This is a genomic window from Luteimonas sp. TWI596 (genome assembly GCF_039674105.1).
GTDB lineage: Bacteria > Pseudomonadota > Gammaproteobacteria > Xanthomonadales > Xanthomonadaceae > Luteimonas.
Window position 1 is genome coordinate 41,087 of the sequence record NZ_JBDJMU010000005.1, and the last position, 17,161, is coordinate 58,247.

At 70.8% G+C, this 17,161-nt stretch carries 17 protein-coding genes; 8 read left to right on the plus strand and 9 right to left on the minus strand.

Annotated features, from left to right (window positions below):
- Positions 1 to 299: 299 nt before the first annotated feature.
- The 7 genes from ABE487_RS05395 (at position 300) to ABE487_RS05425 (ending at position 8,505) form a co-directional block, all read left to right on the plus strand.
- Positions 300 to 1,697, plus strand: coding sequence for a cytochrome ubiquinol oxidase subunit I (locus ABE487_RS05395; protein WP_346452177.1), 1,398 nt, complete (start codon positions 300 to 302; stop codon positions 1,695 to 1,697).
- Complete coding sequence (cydB, locus tag ABE487_RS05400; RefSeq protein ID WP_346444254.1) at positions 1,697 to 2,710, plus strand: cytochrome d ubiquinol oxidase subunit II; 1,014 nt, start codon at positions 1,697 to 1,699, stop codon at positions 2,708 to 2,710. The genes ABE487_RS05395 and cydB overlap by 1 nt, the downstream gene beginning before the upstream one ends.
- Positions 2,711 to 2,786: 76 nt before the next feature.
- Positions 2,787 to 3,059: a YcgL domain-containing protein gene (locus ABE487_RS05405; RefSeq protein ID WP_346452178.1), complete on the plus strand. Its 273-nt coding sequence runs from the start codon at positions 2,787 to 2,789 to the stop codon at positions 3,057 to 3,059.
- Positions 3,052 to 6,339: an ankyrin repeat domain-containing protein gene (locus ABE487_RS05410; RefSeq protein ID WP_346452179.1), complete on the plus strand. Its 3,288-nt coding sequence runs from the start codon at positions 3,052 to 3,054 to the stop codon at positions 6,337 to 6,339. Before ABE487_RS05405 ends, ABE487_RS05410 begins: the two co-directional genes overlap by 8 nt.
- A 78-nt stretch (positions 6,340 to 6,417) precedes the next feature.
- Positions 6,418 to 7,290 (plus strand): TonB family protein, encoded by an 873-nt coding sequence (locus tag ABE487_RS05415; RefSeq protein WP_346452869.1) that lies wholly within the window; start codon positions 6,418 to 6,420, stop codon positions 7,288 to 7,290.
- Between the two features lie 113 nt (positions 7,291 to 7,403).
- Positions 7,404 to 7,805, plus strand: coding sequence for an MbcA/ParS/Xre antitoxin family protein (locus tag ABE487_RS05420; RefSeq protein ID WP_346444258.1), 402 nt, complete (start codon positions 7,404 to 7,406; stop codon positions 7,803 to 7,805).
- A gap of 49 nt (positions 7,806 to 7,854) precedes the next feature.
- Positions 7,855 to 8,505 carry an RES family NAD+ phosphorylase gene (locus ABE487_RS05425; RefSeq protein ID WP_346444259.1) on the plus strand — a complete coding sequence of 217 codons (651 nt, stop codon included), beginning with the start codon at positions 7,855 to 7,857 and terminating at the stop codon, positions 8,503 to 8,505.
- A gap of 89 nt (positions 8,506 to 8,594) precedes the next feature.
- On the opposite strand, the gene ABE487_RS05430 is transcribed toward ABE487_RS05425, so the two are convergent.
- Positions 8,595 to 9,008, minus strand: a complete 414-nt coding sequence (locus ABE487_RS05430; RefSeq protein WP_346444260.1) for a hypothetical protein — start codon at positions 9,006 to 9,008, stop codon at positions 8,595 to 8,597.
- Between the two features lie 101 nt (positions 9,009 to 9,109).
- Here ABE487_RS05430 and ABE487_RS05435 point away from each other — a divergent pair, with 101 nt between their 5' ends.
- Positions 9,110 to 9,652, plus strand: coding sequence for a DUF924 family protein (locus ABE487_RS05435; protein WP_346444261.1), 543 nt, complete (start codon positions 9,110 to 9,112; stop codon positions 9,650 to 9,652).
- Between the two features lie 21 nt (positions 9,653 to 9,673).
- Here ABE487_RS05435 and cls read toward each other — a convergent pair whose 3' ends face one another.
- The 8 genes from cls to ABE487_RS05475 form a co-directional block, all read right to left on the minus strand.
- The gene (cls, locus tag ABE487_RS05440; protein WP_346444262.1) at positions 9,674 to 11,095 is read right to left on the minus strand and encodes a cardiolipin synthase; all 1,422 of its coding nucleotides are present in this window, start codon (positions 11,093 to 11,095) and stop codon (positions 9,674 to 9,676) included.
- Between the two features lie 243 nt (positions 11,096 to 11,338).
- Positions 11,339 to 11,503, minus strand: a complete 165-nt coding sequence (gene rpmG, locus ABE487_RS05445; protein ID WP_183424779.1) for a 50S ribosomal protein L33 — start codon at positions 11,501 to 11,503, stop codon at positions 11,339 to 11,341.
- Positions 11,504 to 11,516: 13 nt separating this feature from the next.
- Positions 11,517 to 11,753 (minus strand): 50S ribosomal protein L28, encoded by a 237-nt coding sequence (gene rpmB / locus ABE487_RS05450; protein ID WP_047137660.1) that lies wholly within the window; start codon positions 11,751 to 11,753, stop codon positions 11,517 to 11,519.
- Between the two features lie 314 nt (positions 11,754 to 12,067).
- The gene (locus tag ABE487_RS05455) at positions 12,068 to 12,682 is read right to left on the minus strand and encodes a DUF2894 domain-containing protein (RefSeq protein WP_346444263.1); all 615 of its coding nucleotides are present in this window, start codon (positions 12,680 to 12,682) and stop codon (positions 12,068 to 12,070) included.
- Positions 12,672 to 13,310 (minus strand): OmpA family protein, encoded by a 639-nt coding sequence (locus ABE487_RS05460; protein WP_346444264.1) that lies wholly within the window; start codon positions 13,308 to 13,310, stop codon positions 12,672 to 12,674. The genes ABE487_RS05455 and ABE487_RS05460 overlap by 11 nt, the downstream gene beginning before the upstream one ends.
- Positions 13,307 to 15,658 (minus strand): DUF802 domain-containing protein, encoded by a 2,352-nt coding sequence (locus ABE487_RS05465; RefSeq protein ID WP_346452181.1) that lies wholly within the window; start codon positions 15,656 to 15,658, stop codon positions 13,307 to 13,309. Before ABE487_RS05465 ends, ABE487_RS05460 begins: the two co-directional genes overlap by 4 nt.
- Positions 15,659 to 15,671: 13 nt before the next feature.
- Positions 15,672 to 16,394: a DUF3348 domain-containing protein gene (locus ABE487_RS05470; RefSeq protein ID WP_346452182.1), complete on the minus strand. Its 723-nt coding sequence runs from the start codon at positions 16,392 to 16,394 to the stop codon at positions 15,672 to 15,674.
- Between the two features lie 325 nt (positions 16,395 to 16,719).
- Entirely contained in the window at positions 16,720 to 16,983 is a 264-nt protein-coding gene (locus tag ABE487_RS05475; RefSeq protein ID WP_346444268.1) for a helix-turn-helix transcriptional regulator, read from the minus strand.
- Positions 16,984 to 17,161: the final 178 nt, after the last annotated feature.

Below are 17,161 nucleotides of genomic sequence, written 5' to 3' on the forward strand. Positions count from 1 at the left end.
GGAGCGGAGGCATTGACGGACAGGTCGGACACGGGCGTTCTCTCCTGCGGGGCGAACGCAGCGTGGTCGTGCGTCGGCCCGCTCGCCGCGGCCAGCCTGGCCCGATTGCGCCGGTCGCTCAATCTGGGCGGCAACCCAATGTCGGCCTGGGCATGGCGCCGAACAGCGAACGCGCGCGAAGCGTGGGCAGGCGCCGGACGAAGCTGCATGCCCGTCGCTCGGGGCGACGATCGGCCGCATCCCGGTTTCACGGCAGGTCGCGCACACTCATGGACCGACCGTTGCAAGGAGCGTCGGCGTTGGACACGCTGCTGCTGTCTCGGATCCAGTTCGGATTCGTGATCTCCTTCCATGTGCTGTTTCCCGCCTTCACGATCGGCCTGTCGAGCTGGCTGGCGTTCCTGGAGTGGCGCTGGCTGCGCACGCGCGAGGCGGTATGGCGGGATCTGTATTTCTTCTGGCTGCGGATCTTCGCAGTGTCGTTCGGCATGGGGGTGGTGTCGGGCATCGTCATGAGCTTCCAGTTCGGCACCAACTGGTCGGCGCTGAGCATCGCGGCCGGCAGCATCCTCGGGCCACTGCTCAGCTACGAGGTGCTGACTGCGTTCTTCCTGGAAGCGAGCTTCCTGGGCGTGATGCTGTTCGGCTGGGGGCGGGTCTCGGAGCGGCTGCATTTCCTGGCGACCTGCCTGGTGGCCGTGGGCACGCTGATCTCGACGTTCTGGATCCTGTCGGCCAACAGTTGGCTGCATACGCCGGCCGGCTACGACCTCGTCGACGGGGTCTTCCATCCCGCCGACTGGATGGCGGTCATCTTCAATCCCTCGTTCCCGTACCGCCTGGCGCACATGGTGCTGGCGGCCTTCATCACCACCTGCTTCGTCGTCGGCGGCGTCGCGGCGTGGTATCTGCGCCGCGGCGAGCATGTCGAGGCGGGCACGCGGATGTTGAAGCTCTCGATCGTGTTCGCTGCGATCACCGTGCCGCTGCAGATCGTGGCCGGCGACCTGCATGGCCTGAAGACGGGCGAGGTCCAGCCGGTGAAGCTCGCGGCGATGGAGGCGCATTGGCATGAGGGCGCGTCCGGGGCGGGCGTGCCGCTGGTGCTGTTCGCGGTGCCCAACGTCGACGAAGAGCGCAACGACTACGAGATCGCCATCCCGCGCCTGGGCAGCGTGATCCTGACCCACAGCTGGGATGGGACCATCGCGCCGCTGACCGCCGTGCCGCCCGAAGACCGGCCGCCGGTAGCGCCGGTGTTCTATGCCTTCCGGGTCATGGTGGGCATCGGCATGGCGATGCTGGCGCTGACGGCGGTGTCGCTGTGGGCATGGCGTCGGCGCACCCTGCGGCGCTCGCGCTGGCTGCTCGATGCCTGGCGATTGATGGCGCCCAGCGGTTTCGTCGCGGTGCTGGCGGGCTGGTTCGTGGTCGAGATCGGCCGCCAGCCGTGGGTGATCCAGGGGTTGATGCGTACCAGTGAGGCGGTCAGCGACATCGATCGTGCCAGCGTCATCGTGTCGCTGTCGGCGTTCGCGATTGCCTACGCAGTGGTGTTCGGCGCGGGCGGCGGCTACATCCTGAAGATGATCCGCAAGGGGCCGCAGCCGTTCGACGACGGGCCGGATCGCGATGCCGGCGAGCGCACGCCGATGCGGCCGATCTCGGCGGCGGACGGCCCGGTGGGGGAGGACTGATGGAGCTTGCGACCGTGCTGCCGGTGGTCTGGTTCGGCGTGATCGGCTTCGGCGTGTTGATGTATGTGCTGCTCGATGGCTTCGTGTTGGGGCTGGGGGTACTGGCGCCGTTCGCCGAGGACGAGGCGCAGCTCGACCACATGATGAGCACCGCCGCCCCGATCTGGGACGGCAACGAGACCTGGCTGGTGCTGGGCGGCGCGGGGCTGCTGGCGGCGTTCCCGCGTGCCTACGCGATCGTGCTCTCGGCGCTGTACCTGCCGGTGCTGCTGATGCTGATCGCCCTGGTGTTCCGCGGGGTGGCGTTCGAGTTCCGCTTCAAGGCCCGGCGCGGCAAGCGGTTCTGGGGGGCGGCGTTCGCACTCGGCTCGCTGCTGGCTGCGTTTGCGCAAGGGGTGATCCTCGGCGCGCTGGTCGAGGGCATGCCGCTGGAGGCCGGCAAGTACGCCGGCGGCGCGCTCGACTGGTTCAGCCCGTTCTCGATGCTGACCGGCGTGGCGGTGGTGTTTGGCTACGCATTGCTGGGCAGCAGTTGGCTGATCCTCAAGACAGAGGGCCGGCTGCAGTCGATCGCGCGCACGCTGACCCGGCCCTTGGTGCTGGTTGTGGCCGCCTTCATGGGGCTGGTCAGCGCCTGGCTGCCGTTCCTCGATTCACGGATCATGGCGCGCTGGTTCGAGGGCGGGAACTTCTGGTGGCTCTCGCCGGTGCCGCTGTTGGCGCTGCTCAACGTGCTCTGGCTTTGGCGGGCGGCGATGCGCGAGGGTCGCGATGCGCGCCCGTTCCTGCTGACGCTGGCGTTCTTCGTGCTGGGATTCGCGGGCCTTGTGCTGGGCATCTGGCCGAACATCGTGCCGCCGTCGCTGAGCATCTGGGAAGCGGCATCGCCGCCGTCGTCGCAGATGTTCGTGCTGGGCGGGCTGGTGGTCCTGCTGCCGCTGATCCTGGGCTACACCGCGTGGTCGTACCGGGTGTTCCGCGGCAAGGTGCAGGCCGACGCGGGTTATCACTGAACGCGACGCAGCCCACGCGATACCCAAGGCGGTCCTTTTGCCGCACAATTCGGCGCATATCGCCGATTCTGCGCACATGCACGCCTACGTTTACAAAAGTCAGCGCAAGGCGGACACCTACGTGTACCTCGCCACCAGGGACGCGTTCGACGTCCTGCCCGATTCGCTGCGCGCCGAGCTCGGCGCGCTGGTGTTCGTACTCGAGGTGGCGCTGACCTCCGAGCGTCGGCTTGCCCGCGAAAACCCGGCGCAGGTGCGCGGCAACCTGCAGTCGCAGGGCTTTCACCTGCAGATGCCGCCACGCTCGGTGGCCGATCCGCTGACCGATGACTGGAGCGGAGATGCCTGAGCACTTGCGTCGCCACGCGCCAACGGCCCCGCCGCGACGGTTTTTGATCGCGCTGGCCGTGGCGCTCGGACTGGCCGCGTGCACGCTGCTGGGTGGCGTGCCGGCGGCGATTGCCGGCGTGCTGGCGCAGCCGGGCTTCGCGCTGGCCGTGCGCGCGCGCGCGCGTGGCGGCACCGATGGTTCGCTCTGGCCGGATGTCCGTGCGCTGGCGATCGTCTGGGCGAGCGCGGCCGCGGCCGGCGCGCTGCTCGCGGCCTGGCCGTTGGCCGCGCTGCGCCGCGGCGGCGATCTGGGGGGTGCGCTCGGGCTGAGCGTCGCGGTCGGCCTGGTGATGGTCGGCGTCTGGCGGACCTGGCCGTTGTGGCACGCGATCGAACGCGACGGCGGCGACCTGCGCGCGCACTGGCGGGCGCTGGCCGACCAGGACATCGGCGCCGCGCGTGGGATCGCGGTCGCCGCTGCGGTGACTGCGGCGCTCGCGATCGCACTTGCACCGGCCTGGCTGCCGACGCTGGCGCCGGGTGTGCGGGTCGGCCTGGCCGTGGCGGCCGCGCTGGCGTGGTGGCTGTTGCACGTTGGCCTGCAGCGGCTCGCTCCGCCGCAGGCGCTGCCGATGCCGGTGGTGGACATGCCCGGCGACCCGGCCGCCGCGCTGTTCGACGAGCCGGTCGACGCCGATCCCGAAGTGGCGCTGTATGCCGCGGCGCGCGCCGGCCGGGTCGAACGTGCGCTGGCGCTGATCGAGGCTGGCGCCGACGTGCGCGCGTTACCTTCGCCCGAGACGCGGGACCAGCGCAGCCTTGCCGTGCTGGCGGCGGTGTTGCCGGATCTGCGGCTGCTGCGCGAGCTCATCGCGCGCGGCGTCGACGTCAACGCCGCGCATGCCGGCATGACCCCGTTGCTGGCGGCCACGCGCGACAGCTGGCATGGCCGACCCGATGCGGTGATGACCCTGCTCGCCAATGGCGCCGATCCACGCGTGACCGACCATGAGGGCAATACGCCGCTGCACCTGGCCGCGCGCAGTTCCGACCCGGGCGTGGTCGCCCTGTTGCGCGATGCGTCAGCCGAGCTCGACGTCACCAACCACGAGGCGCTGACCCCGCTCGGCGTGGCCTGCGCCGCGGGCAACTGGCGGTTGGCGAAATTCCTGCTCGAGCACGGCGCCCGGCCCGAAGTCGAAGGCGCCACGCCGGCACTGCTGGCAGCGTCGGGCGGGGACGAGGACGATGCGGCCGGCGTGCAGTTGCTGATCCGCCACAAGGGCCGGGTCGATGCGCGCGATCGCCAACGTCGCAGCGCGCTGCACGTGGCTGCCTCGCACGGCCACGTCGAGATCCTGGCGGCCCTGCTGGCGGCCGGCGCCGACGTGCGTGCGCGCGACAACGATGGCCGCACGCCGCTGCTCGATGCCGCACGCGGTGGCAGCCTGGCCGCGCTCGACGCGCTGCTTGCCGCGGACGCGGACGTTGCGGCGGTCGACATCGCTGGGCGCAACGCGATCATGCTCGCCTGCGCGGCCGAGCCTGCGTCGCCGGCGCTGGTCCAGCGCCTGCTCGCGCTGGGCGTCCCGGCCGATGTGGTCGACGGCGACGGCAAGCGCGCCGTCGACCGTGCAGCCGAGGCCGGGCGCTGGTCGCTGGTCCGTCTGCTCGATTCCAGCTATCCGCTGCCGGTCAATCTCGACATGGACGGCGACGACACCGCCGGCGACCGTGCGCCGCTGTTGCTGTTGCGCGCCGGGCTGAGCGAAGGCCGGCAGGCGCAACTGGGCGACCTGTTGCGGCTGGTCGGCCCCGCCGAACTGGGCAGTCTGCTGGCCGACCCGGCGTCGCCGCCGTCGCTCGAGCAGGTGGAGTGGCTGCTTGCCCATGGCGCCGACCCCAACGTGCGCGATGCGGATGGCCGGACACCTCTGACCGCGCTGCTCGCCCGCGCGCCGGACGCACTGCCGGTGCTGCAGGCATTGCTGCGCCATGGCGCGTCGCCTGCCGGTGCGGGTGGCCTGGCGGCCTATCTGGCCGCCTGCGTCGAGGGCGACCATGCGGCGCGCGCGTTCGAAGGATTGTCGCTGGAGCTGCTGGCGCGTGGCGCCGATCCGTTCGCCGCGTCGCCGCAGGGCGATCCGCCGCTGGCGCTGGCCGTCCGGCTGGGATGGCCGCGGCTGGTCGAGCGCCTGGCCGGATTGGGTGTCGATCCCGATGCGCGCGATTCTCGCGGCATGACCGCCTTGCATCTGGCGGCCGCGCTCGGCCGCGAGGGCGCGCTCAAGGCGCTGGTGCGGCATGGCGCATCGCCGTCGGCGCGGGCCGCCGATGGACAGACGCCGCTGGGCGTCGCGCTGTCGGCCGGCCGGCGCGACCTCGCCGATTGGCTGGACTGGCAGGGCTGGGCACTCCCGCGTCGCGCGCTCGCGGCCACCGATCTACCGCAGGCGGCCTCGGCCGGCGACGCCGAGGCCGTCCGCCGGCTGCTCGATCTTGGCTTCGATATCGACACGCCCGACGCGCAGGCCTGCACCGCGCTGCTGCGCGCGGCCGGGGGCGGGCATCTGGCGGTCGTCGACCTGTTGCTCGCGCGCGGTGCCGACACGACCTGCGCGGCAAGCTCAGGTGCGACGGCGCTGTCGGCGGCGGTCAGCATGCGCCATGCCGCGGTCGTCGATCGTCTGCTCGCCGCCGGGGCGCCGCTCGACCAGCGCCTGCCCGGCGAGGTCAGCGTGCTGATGCTGGCCGCCGCGCTCGGCCTGCCGGACCTGGCCGCGCGCCTGCTCACGGCCGGCGCCGACATCCACGCCACCGATGCCCAGGGATTGACGCCGCTGCATTGCGGGGCGCTGTATGGCTTCACCTCGCGCGATCGCACGCGCCTGCTGGCGCTGTTCGACACGCTGCTGCTGGCCGGTGCCCAGATCGACGCGCCGGCCGCCGGTGGGGTGACGCCGTTGTTGCTGCTGCTCGGTGCGCGCGCCGAACCCGGCACCGCGTGCGACGAGGATGTCGTGCTGGCGGCGATGGAACACCTGCTCGACGAGGGCGTGTCGCTTGACGCGCAAGACCCGCGCGGTTTCGGGCCGCTGCACCTGACCGGCCTGCACGGGCAACTGCGCCTGGCCCGGCGCCTGCTGCGCGCCGGGGCCGATCCGGACCTGCGCGACACGCTCAATCGCACGCCGCGGGAGATCGCGGTGATGCGTGGCTTCGTCGATGTCGCGGCGGAGTTCACGTCGGTGCCTGCGCAGGACGGCGTGTCGATGGCGCGATTCCTGCGCGAGCGCTGAGCCGCGTTCGAAGGTATCTGCGTTGCGCCCGCCTGTTCAGGGGGGCATGATGGCCGCCCATCAATGCAGGACGCAATCATGGTTCGCAGGCGTGTCGTTGTGCTGCTCGCGCTGTTGGCGCTGTGTCTGCCGCCGGTGTTCGCGCAGAACGCGCGCCAGATCCGCAGCGAGGTCGAGGCCAGCATGCTGGTGACCGGGACCGTCGACATCGAACGCGATGGTCGGGTGTCGGCCCATGCGATCGATCAGGAGGACAAGCTGCCCGCGCACGTTGTGAACTTGCTGCGGCGTTTCGTGCCTGAGATGCGGTTCGAACCGGTGCTCGTCGATGGCGTGCCCGTGCCGGCGCGCGCGAAGATGGGGCTGCGCGTGGTCGCGACCCCTGCGGGCGAGGACCATATGACGATCGCGATTCGCAGTGCGCACTTCGGCGATGAGGCGTCGGCCGACAACCCCGACTCCGCCAGGGTCCGATCGGTCGAAATGCGGCCCCCTCGCTATCCCCGACAAAGCGTGATGATGGGCGGCCAAGGCACGGTCTACCTGCTTGTGCAGGTGGTACCGAGCGGCGGTGTAGGCGAAGTTGCGGCCGAGCAGGTCAACCTGACCGCGCTGGGCACTGTACGTCAGATGGCGACTGTCCGCGAAGCATTGACCAAGGCGGCGCTCGCGGCCGCAAAGGACTGGCGCTTTTTGCCGCCGGATGACGGCAAAGTGCCCGAAAGCGGTTACTGGATCGTTCGCGTGCCGGTCGATTTTGCGCTCACCATGGGGAATCAGCCGCCGGCAGTGCCGGCCTACGGCCAGTGGAGCGCCTACCATCCCGGCCCACGCAGCAGCCCGGCCTGGGCGTTGCCCGATCCGCCGGGCTTCAGCCCGGATACGCTCGTTGCGGGCACCGCCCATTCCACAGAGTCGCGCTTCCGGCTGCTGACGCCGCTGGAGGGCTGACCGAGGGCGCCACCGTGAACCGCGCGGGCGCCGGCGTCGGCACGCGGTTGCATCGAGTCCCATTCGGGACTATAACAGGCATCAAGTCCCATTCATGGACTTGGAGGCCTGCCATGCACGTCAACGAAGCGCCGCTGATCCCGTCGACCCGTCGCGATCTCGCCGGTCCGGCCCTCAAGGCGTTCTTCAACATCGCCGAGCGCTGGGGGCTGAGCGCCGATCAGGAACGGCGGCTGCTCGGCAACCCCGGGCGGTCGACCTATTTCCGCTGGAAGCGCGACCGCGCAGGCGCCGTCTCGGGCGACGTGCTGGAGCGGATCAGCTATCTGCTCGGCATCTACAAGGCGCTGCACATCCTGTTCCCCGACGACGCGCAGGCCGATGCTTGGGTGCATCGGGCCAACACCGCGCCGCCGTTCGGCGGCACGTCGGCGCTGGAGCGGATGCTTGGCGGCCACGTCGCTGACCTGTACGTGGTCCGCGAGTATCTCGATGCCCAGCGCGGCTGGAACTGAGGCGACGCCTCCGGTCCGCCCGATCGCGTGGCGGCCGAGCCATCGCATCGTGTCCAGCCGGTTTCCGCCGGTCGGCGTCTTCGACGCGATCGCCGACCCCCAGGACCTCGAGGCGCTGTTCGAGCTCGAGGGCATGACCAATCCGAGGCTGCGCCAGGAACTGGGCAGGATCCAGCTGGTGCCGCCAGGGCGTCGGATCGCCGGCCCCGGGACCACCGCGATCATGGCCGCCTTCACCCATCCCAACCGCGACGGCTCGCGCTTCGCGGACGGAACGTTCGGCGTCTACTACGCCGCCCGCGACCGCGATACCGCGATCGCCGAGACCGTCTATCACCGCAGCCGCTTCCTGCGGCACACGCGCGAGCCGCCCTGTGTGCTGCAGTTGCGCAGCTATCTGGCGGATGTGGCCGGCGACTTCCACGACATCCGCGGTGGCTGGCCGGCCCTGCACGATCCCGATCACTACGGCGCCAGCCAGCGTGCGGCCGTCGCGCTGCGCGCGGCCGGCAGTGAGGGCATCGTCTACGACAGCGTGCGGCGGCCGGGTGGCCAGTGCATCGCCGCGTTCCATCCCGACCTGGTCTCGCCGGCGCGCCAGGGCCCGCATCTGCACTATCACTGGGACGGCGTGGCGATCACCCACGTCGCGATCGGCACCGAACTGCTCGCGCTCGGGCCTGCCCGACCGGGTCGCTAGGCAGAGACGTGCCGACGGCCGTTGGTCGGCAGCGACGCACAAAAAAGCCCGGCACACGCCGGGCTTCTTCGTCTCGCATGGCGCGTGGCTCACTCGGCGGCGGGCCGGCGCACGACGTAGATCAGGTCGTCCTTGTACGCCTTGGCTAGGTCGGCCTTGGAGATCGAGATGCGCTCGCTGTCGTCGAACACGACGGTCGACGGGTCCTTGATGTCCGAGCGGGCGCGGTCGCGGGTGCCCAGGGCGGCGTTCTCGGTCACCACGACCACGCCGTCGTCCTCGACCGCCACCACTTTCATCAGGCCGTAGGCCGGGTCGATCGCAGTCTGCTTGTCGTCGGTGAACTCGTAGTCGGAGAAGGCGCTGAGCTCGGCGGCGTACAGATCGCCAACGGCCGGCGCCTGCAGCAGGGCCTGATCGGCCTCGCCGCGCTGGCAGGCCGACAGCAGGAAGGCCGCGGACAAGACGAGAAGCGCGGGCAACAGGCGGAACATGCGACGCATGGCGGTATCCATCAATGAGAGAGGGCGAAAGTATAGGTCGGGGCCCGTGATGTTGGCAGCGTTTTGCGCCTTTTCGCGCCCGGCCGCGTTAGGCTCGCCCCATGGATACGATGACTCCCGAGATAGTGACCGCGTTCTGGCGCGAGGCTGGTATGGCGAAGTGGTTCGGTGGTGGCGAGGCCTTCGACCGCGACTGCGAGCGCCGCTTCCGCGACGCCCATTTTGCCGCTGCCCGCCGCGAGCTCGACCACTGGGCCAAGACCGCCGAGGGCGGGCTGGCGCTGCTGATCCTGCTCGACCAGATTCCCCGCAACATCTTCCGCGGCAGCGCGCACGCCTTCGCGACCGACGCCCTGGCCCGCCACCACGCGCAGGCGATGGTGGACGCCGGCCTCGATCGCGAACATGACGATGCGCTGCGTGGCTTCGTGTACTTGCCGTTCGAACACGCCGAGGATCTCGCCGACCAGCAGCGCTCGGTGGAGTTGTTCGCCGATGTCGGGATCGCGACCTACCGCGAGTATGCGCAGGCGCATCTGGACGTCATCGCGCGCTTCGGCCGCTTCCCGCACCGCAACCACGTCCTGGGCCGTACCAATACGCCCGAGGAGCAGGCTTGGCTCGATGCCGGCGGCGGGTTCTAGGGCGCACGCGCCGCGCAGTCGTTACAGGAACGAGTCGGCCAGTCGGGCGATCCCTTCCAGGCTGCGACGCCAGGCCGGGCGCCGTTGCCAGTCCTCCAGCGTCACCGGGGTGGCGTCGGCCAGGTAGCCGGCCTCGATCGCGCGCATGCGCGTCACCACGTCGCGGTCGTAGACCAGCAGGCCGATCTCGGCGTTGAGCGCGAACGAGCGGATGTCGAGATTGATCGAGCCGACCAGTGCCATCTCGTCGTCGATACTCATGTGCTTGGCGTGCAGGAAGTGCGGCCGGTACAGCGCGATCCGGATGCCGCTTTCGAGCAGTTCGCCGTAGTACGAGGCCTGCGCCCAGGCAGTCAGCCGCTGGTTGTTGCTGGCCGAGAGGATCAGTTGTACCTCCACGCCCGACAGTGCAGCGATACGCAGAGCGCTGAGCGTGGCATCGTCGGGCACGAAGTAGGGCGTGGTCAGCACCAGCCGGCGTCGGGCCAGGTGGATCAGCGCGTTGACGGTATCGCGCGCGTTCTCGAATGGATAGGCCGGCCCGCTGGGCAGCAGCTGCGCGGCGACATCGGCATCGGGCAGTGCGGTGGTCGGGGCGACCGCGAGCCGCTCACCGGTCTCGATGAACCAGTCGCTGGCGAAGACCGCCTCCAGGTGCGCCAGCGCCGGGCCCTGCACGCGCGCGACCAGTTCGCGGTTGGGGGCACTGACGATGAAGTCCGCATCGGCCAGGTTCTGCGAGCCGACATAGGCCGCGGTGTCGTCGATCACCGCGACCTTGCGGTGATTGCGCAGGTCCATGCGTCCGCTGCGGCGCCACTGCAGCCCGCCGGGCAGCATCGCGTGGACCTGCACCCCGGCCGCGAGCAGCCGGCGCGCATAGCGGCGCAGGCCACGCTTGGCGCCGACCGCATCGAGCAGCAGCCGGCAGGTCACCCCGCGTGCGGCCGCGCGTTCGAGCGCTTCGGTCACCGCCTCGCCGGTGCCGTCGTCGAACATCAGGTAATAGAGCAGATGGACGCGGGTGCGCGCGCCGTCGATATCGGCCAGCAAGGCTTGCAGGGCACCGTCGTAGTCGTCGATCAGTTGCACCGCATTGCCATGTGTGGGCATGAAATCGCCCAGCCGTTCGAGCAGCGGCGCCATCTCGGCCGAGGCGCCGGCATCGGGCGGTGTCCAGCGCAGGTCGGCCAGCGGCAGTTGCTCTTCGCGGATCACCTGCGAGGCCTGGCGCTGTCGCGCGATGCGGTCGCGCGAGAGCCAGGGATGGCCGAACAGCAGGTACAGCGGCAGGCCGGCCAGCGGGACGAAGCCGATCAACAGCAGCCAGCTGCGCGCCGCCGCCGGACGGGTGCGCGAGGGAATCCACAGCAGGGCGACGATCCGGATCGTCCAGTCGGCGATCAGAATCGCCAGTCCGAGGTTCAGGGCATGCCAGTCCATCGGACGATTGTGCAGGGCGCGGCGTGCTCACGGCGCAGATCTGGGCTCGGATGCACGCCAAGGTCGGGCGCATGGAGGCGTTGAACGGATCGGCTTGGACGGACCGAGCGCTTGTACGCCCTGGGCCACCGCCATCGGGCATGCACCCCGTAACGCAGAAAGCCCGCCTTGCGGCAGGCTTTCCAGGCCCCGCGGATGCGGGGGTGACACGACGGCGTTCGCGTAGGCGAACGCGCGGTCAGGTCACTTGATCTTGCCTTCCTTGTAGACCACGTGCTTGCGGACGACGGGATCGTACTTCTTGATCTCCATCTTGCCGGGGGTGTTCTTCTTGTTCTTGTCCGTCGTGTAGAAGTGGCCGGTGTTGGCCGAGGAAATCAGACGGATCTTGTCGCGCTTGCCTGCCATGTTGCGTTACTCCTCAGATCTTCTCGCCGCGGGCACGGAGCTCGGCGAGGACGGCGTCGATACCGTTCTTGTCGATGGTGCGCAGGGCCTTGGTGGACACACGCAGCTTCACCCAGCGGTTTTCGCTGGCGACCCAGAACCGGCGCTCGTGCAGGTTCGGGAGGAAACGGCGGCGGGTACGGTTGAGCGCGTGCGAGACGTTGTTGCCGGTCGTCGTGCGCTTGCCGGTGACTTGGCAGACTCGGGACATGGTGCACCTCGATAATGGGAAGTCCGACGGTGAGTCGGGCTCCTGCGGAAAGGATGTTCCGCGAACGGTATCGCCCTTGGCCAGGGAGATGGCGGCCCCGACGGCAAGGCCATCGCGCGGTACGGGAGTCGAAACCTCTCGTGGCACCGCCGCCGGGAAGACCGCGCTTCCCCGGGCGGGTCGGGACCATGTCGCCATGATCCGGACGCAACGAGCCGGCCATATTGCCGCAACCGACCCTGCGATGCAAGGCAGGTGAAGACGAGCGTAATGCGGAAGGCGCCGCCTGGCGTGCGGGCGCGTGAGGGCGTGCTTCAGCCGCCTTCGCCCTGCCGCCGGCGCGACTTCGACCGGGCGCGCGGCTTGCCCGCCGGTGTCGGCGCCGCTGTCTGGCCCGGCAGGGCACCGGCCTCCTGCAACTGCGCCAGGCCCGACAGCGTGTCCACGTAGGCCAGGAAATGCTGCAGGTAGTCGGGCGAGACCTGACGCATCAGGGTCAGCGAGCGGTGCACCAGACGGGCCGAGTTCAGCGGGCCGGCGTCGTCGGACGTCTTCGCCAGCGAACGCCGCACCTGGCTGCCGATGCGCACCGCCGACCACAGCCGCCGGAACGTATCGAGCGCGGGCAGCTCGGGGTAGCGCGTGGCATCGGGTCCGGCGCACATCGCGCGCGTCAGCGCGTCCAGCGGACCGGGCGCCGTCGGCTCGGGCGCGGCGGCCTTGGGCGCTGGATCCACGCGCTCGGCCCATGCGCCCGCCCGCCGCAGCAGCGCCTCGCGCGGCGCCCCGTGCAGGCGCGAGGCGCGTTGCAGCAGCGCCGCCACCGTCTGTACACGCAGCGGTTGGTGCCGGTCCAGACCCTGCGCGCGCCAGGCGTCGAGCCGGGCGTGCAGCGCCGCGGGATCGGGCAGGGGGGGCTCAGCGGCCATCGCGCGCGGCCGGGTTGCGCGGTACCGGGGCCATCTCGACCCGGCGGTTGCGTGCGCGGCCCTCGGCGTCGGCGTTGGAGGCGACCGGCTGTTGCGCGCCGAAGGCGGCGGCGAACACCGAATCGGCCGGCACGCCGTCGCCGACCAGCGCGCGGGTCACGGTCAGCGCGCGCTGCGCCGACAGATCCCAGTTGTCGGCGAAGTGCACGCGGTCGCGCAGTGCACGGTCGTCGGTGAAGCCGCTGACCATCAGGATCTCGTCGCGTGAGGCCAGGTACTCCGCCAGCGGGCCGGCCAGGCTGCGCAGCAGGTCGCGGCCCTCGGGCTGCAACTGGTCGGAAGCATCTGCGAACAGCACGCTGCCACGGATGCCGATGCGGCCGTCGACCAGCGTGATGCGCCCTGCCGCAAGCGGTGCGGCCAGGGCCTGCTCCAGCGTTTGCAGGCGCTGCTGCTCGGCCTGGCGTTGCGCGATCTCGGCGTCGAGCTTCATCTCCAACTGCAACTGCACGCCGATCACGCCGACCAGGATCAGCACGAACGCGCCGAGCAGCACCGACATCAGGTCGCCGAATGCGGCCCAGACGGGGGCTGCGCTCGATTCGTCGCCGTCGAGCTCCAGGCTCATGCCGCGCCGGCCTGGCGGCCGCCCAGTTGTTGCAGCTCCTCGACGATCTGCCGCTGCGCCAGCACGCTCAGGTCCACGACCTCACGTGCCTGGGCGACGTAGTAGGCCAACTGCTCGTCGCTGCGCGCCAGGGCCTTCTCCAGCGTGTCCTCGATCCGCGCCAGGCGCTCGGCCAGTTGCGCGTTGGCCTCGCCGAACACCTGCGCGGCGGCGCCGAAGGCCTCACCCAGGCTGGCGACTTCGGCCGCGCCGACGGTCACCTGGTCGGCGACCGCGCCGAGCTTGCCGGTTTCGGCCTCGACGTGGTCGGTGAAGCGGGTGCCCACGCGCTCGAGCAGGTCGGCCGAGGTCGACACCAGTGCGTCGATCGCCGCCCGCTGCTCGGTCGAGGCATGGTTGACCGCGCCCAACAGCGTATCGAGCGTGGACAGCATCTGGGTGCGTTCTTCCAGCATCGCGGTGTCGCGGGCCATGCTGTCGGACAGCGACTGGCGCAGTTCGGCGATCACTTCGGCCGCGGCACGTGGGGCCTGCGAGGCGGTGTCGATCAGGCGCGAGATCTCGGCGATCGTCTGGCCGGCTTGCTCACGGGTCTGCGCGGTGATGGTGTCGGCGGTGGCCGCCAGCGTGTCGCAGATCGTTTGCTGCTGGCGGGCGGTCTCGGCGCCCGCCTGCGCCCAGTCCTCACGCAGCGCGCCGGCCAGTGCGGCCAGGCTGTCGGTCCAGGCGGCCAGCCGTGCGCGGTCCTGCTCGGCAAGCGCGGACTGCAACGCGCCGTGCGACGTATCGACGCGCTCAAGCAAGGCGGCCGAATGGCGCTCGAACGCCACCGCGGCCGTGGTCAGGGCCTGCTCGTGGCGGTCGGCCTGCGCATCGTGTGCGTCGGTCTGCTGCGCCAATGCCTGGCGCCACCCGTCGGCGATCTGGCCGGTGGTTGCCTCCAGTCGCGTCGCGACGCCGTCCACGAGCGTCGTCGTGCGCTGCTCGAAGGTCTCGCCGACACCTGCCAGCGTCTCGCGCAGATCGTTCACCAGCGCGGCCTGGGCGGCCTGTTGGCCGGCGAGCGCCTGCTGCCAGCGCTCGGTGACCTCGGCTGTCGAGGCCGCCAGACCGGCGGTGACCGCCTGCAACTGGCGATCCACGCCGTCAGCGACGGTGCCGTGCAGCGTGGCGGCCTGCGCGGCGGTGGCATCGAGGCGCGCGACGACCGCGTCGAGCAGCCCGCTGGCGCGTTGCTCGAAGCTGGCGTTGAACCCCGCCAGTGCTGCCTGCAACTCGCCGGTCAGGGCTGCACTGGCCGCCTGCTGGCCGTCGAGCGCCTGGTCCCAGCGTGCGGCCACGGCGTGCGTCGAGGCCTCGAAGCCCTGCGTCAACGCCTGCAACTGGCGGTCCACGGCTTCGGCCACTCGCGCCTGCAGCGCCGTGGTTTCGCGGGCCAGCGCCGCCATCGTGGTCTCGAACACCGGCTGCAGCGCCGCGGTGGCGGCCTGCGCGCTCTGCGCCACGCTGGTCTGCAGCGAGCGCTCCACCGAGGCGGCGAGCTGGGTGTACACGGTCTCGGTGCGGGCGTGGAACGCGGCCTGCTGCGCCGCCTGGCGTTCGTCCGTCGCGCCGGCCTGCTGCTCGATCGTCGCCATCATCGCCTGCAGCCGGTCGACCAGCGCCGGCATCGTGTCGACCTGGCGCTGCAGCAGGCGCAGGGTTTCCTCGTGCCGGTAGGCGTGGGAATGCGGGCGCAGCGTCGTCGCGATCGCGGCGTCGAGTCCGTGCACGATCGTGGACCGCTCGCGGCGAACCAGGGCCGATGCCAGGCCCAGCATCGCCGAACTCGCGATTCCCGCGATCGATGTGCCGAACGCAAAGCCCAGCCCCTTGACCGGCGCGGCCAGCGAATCGCGGATCGCCTGCAGGTCGGTTGCGGTCTCCAGCGCCAGCCCGGTGCCGCGCAGCATCGCCATCATGCCCAGCAAGGTGCCGAGCATGCCCAGCAGCACCAGCATGCCGACCAGATATGGGGTGAGCGCAGGGGTCGGCAGCGCAGTCCGCGCGCCTTCGACCCGCAGGCGCACGGCCGCGCGCAGCGACGGGTCCAGCCGGTCGAGCCAGTCGCCCAGCGACGGCGGCGTGGTCGACAGCCCAGCGACGGCGTCGGCCAGCGTCCCTGTCGCGCGGCGGTAACGCCACAGCTCGAGCGCGCCGGCCGCGTAGCACACGCCAATCAGCAGCGTCACCGCGAGCGCCAAAGGGTTGGTGCCGATGTAGCCCAGCGCGATCCAGGCGATCGCGGCCAGGCCCAGCGCGAACGCCAAGGCGGGAAGAAGGGACAGCGCGCGAGAACGTGAGGACATGGACATGACTGCGTCAGGGGGCACGAAGCGCGGCGAGCAGCGCTTCCACCGGTTGGAAACGGACATCCAGTTCGGCGCTCAGTACGCCTTGCATGTCCCTGCGAAAACCATCGAGCCAGGGGCCGTGCGCCGTGGCCTGGGAGTCGGCCGCGGCCGCGCGCAGCCGCTCGAAATGCGCTTCGAGCAGCATCGGCACCGCGCCCAGCAACGCGGATTCGCGCGGGGCCAGCGCGCCTTCCATGACCGCATCCACCTCGGCCAACCGCGCCGCCTGCGCCGAGCGCTGGGCCAGCGCTTCGCGCAGTTCCCCGCGCAGTCGCCCGGTGGCGGCCTGCATCGCGCGCTGTAGCGTCAGGCAGCGCTGGCGCAGCGGTGCGAAATCGGGTGCAGCGTCGCTGGCGGTGTCGCCCGGATCGGCATGGTCTGATGGCGTGACGGACTGCGGCGTCGCCAGTTCGGGCGCACTGGCGATGGCCTGCGCCAGCGTCGCGCGGACCCGCGCGCAGGCGGCGGTCGGGTCGTGCGCGCTGGGCGTGGCCGGCGTGGCCGGCGTGTCCGCCGCCGCCGGCCGTGCGTCGAGCACCTTCGACAGCGCCACCGCCCGCGTCCAGTCGATCCACTCGCTCAGCCGATCGGCCGGCACCAACGCCGCCCGCGCCGCCTCGGCGTCGGTCAGGCGGGCCAGCAGCCGGACGAACGTCGGACCCTGGAGGGCGGGGCGGGGCGAGGAATCCACGGAGAGGCGCGCAAAAGACGGCGATTTTACAGGCCCCGGCGGCGCAGGGGTCGGCTCGACGGCGCCCGCCCGCCCCGTCGAAAGCCCCGGTTGTGCTTCGGCGGGCGGTTGGGCCTCGCGGTGTGCAGTCGGGTGGGCAGCGCTTCGGGCTGGCAGACTGGAAGGGCGTGCCGGGCGATGTCCGGAGCGAATGGCCCGGACGTTACGGCCAGGTCGCGTGCAATGTTTGCCTGCGCCACTACCGCGACTGGATCGAAGCAATGACCGCCACGAGGCGGTCGACTGGGGCGCTGGCTGCAGGCGCCGCCCAGGCAGTGCGCCTGCCTCAGCGCCGCGCCTCCGGGGCGCGCGTCGCCTTGTCGAACTTCCTGACGAAGGCCACCAGGTCCTGGCCGCAGGCCTGGCAGTACTCCTGCAGTTGCAGCAGATCGAGCCGGCGCACGCCCCGCTCGACATCGCTGACGTAGGACTGCGACCGTTCCAGCTGCCCGGCCAACTGGGCCTGCTTGAGTCCGGCCTTGTCGCGCATCTCGATCAGCAGGGCCAGCAGGAGCTTGTACTCGGGCTTGTGGATCGACTTGCCGGGCATCGGGATGTCCTCGTTGGAAGTGGCAGTACCGTATATCCGGAATCCCGGTATCCGGAAACGGGATGGTGCGTCAGGACCGCCTGGTCTTCGGTCGCCCCTCGCTTCGGTACTCGCCACGTGTCCATGCCTCGAGGCGCGCGGCCCGACGGCAGCGGGTGGCTTGCCCGTCGCGCGTGCG

What these genes read in the sequence shown, in the direction of transcription:
- ABE487_RS05465 (WP_346452181.1), bottom strand. Translation starts at nt 15,658, where the DNA reads ATGTCCTCACGTTCTCGCGCGCTGTCCCTTCTTCCCGCCTTGGCGTTC.
- ABE487_RS05435 (WP_346444261.1), top strand. Translation starts at nt 9,110, where the DNA reads ATGGATACGATGACTCCCGAGATAGTGACCGCGTTCTGGCGCGAGGCT.
- ABE487_RS05475 (WP_346444268.1), bottom strand. Translation starts at nt 16,983, where the DNA reads ATGCCCGGCAAGTCGATCCACAAGCCCGAGTACAAGCTCCTGCTGGCC.
- ABE487_RS05415 (WP_346452869.1), top strand. Translation starts at nt 6,418, where the DNA reads ATGGTTCGCAGGCGTGTCGTTGTGCTGCTCGCGCTGTTGGCGCTGTGT.
- rpmB (WP_047137660.1), bottom strand. Translation starts at nt 11,753, where the DNA reads ATGTCCCGAGTCTGCCAAGTCACCGGCAAGCGCACGACGACCGGCAAC.
- ABE487_RS05455 (WP_346444263.1), bottom strand. Translation starts at nt 12,682, where the DNA reads ATGGCCGCTGAGCCCCCCCTGCCCGATCCCGCGGCGCTGCACGCCCGG.
- ABE487_RS05460 (WP_346444264.1), bottom strand. Translation starts at nt 13,310, where the DNA reads ATGAGCCTGGAGCTCGACGGCGACGAATCGAGCGCAGCCCCCGTCTGG.
- ABE487_RS05420 (WP_346444258.1), top strand. Translation starts at nt 7,404, where the DNA reads ATGCACGTCAACGAAGCGCCGCTGATCCCGTCGACCCGTCGCGATCTC.
- ABE487_RS05410 (WP_346452179.1), top strand. Translation starts at nt 3,052, where the DNA reads ATGCCTGAGCACTTGCGTCGCCACGCGCCAACGGCCCCGCCGCGACGG.
- rpmG (WP_183424779.1), bottom strand. Translation starts at nt 11,503, where the DNA reads ATGGCAGGCAAGCGCGACAAGATCCGTCTGATTTCCTCGGCCAACACC.
- ABE487_RS05430 (WP_346444260.1), bottom strand. Translation starts at nt 9,008, where the DNA reads ATGCGTCGCATGTTCCGCCTGTTGCCCGCGCTTCTCGTCTTGTCCGCG.
- ABE487_RS05405 (WP_346452178.1), top strand. Translation starts at nt 2,787, where the DNA reads ATGCACGCCTACGTTTACAAAAGTCAGCGCAAGGCGGACACCTACGTG.
- cydB (WP_346444254.1), top strand. Translation starts at nt 1,697, where the DNA reads ATGGAGCTTGCGACCGTGCTGCCGGTGGTCTGGTTCGGCGTGATCGGC.
- cls (WP_346444262.1), bottom strand. Translation starts at nt 11,095, where the DNA reads ATGGACTGGCATGCCCTGAACCTCGGACTGGCGATTCTGATCGCCGAC.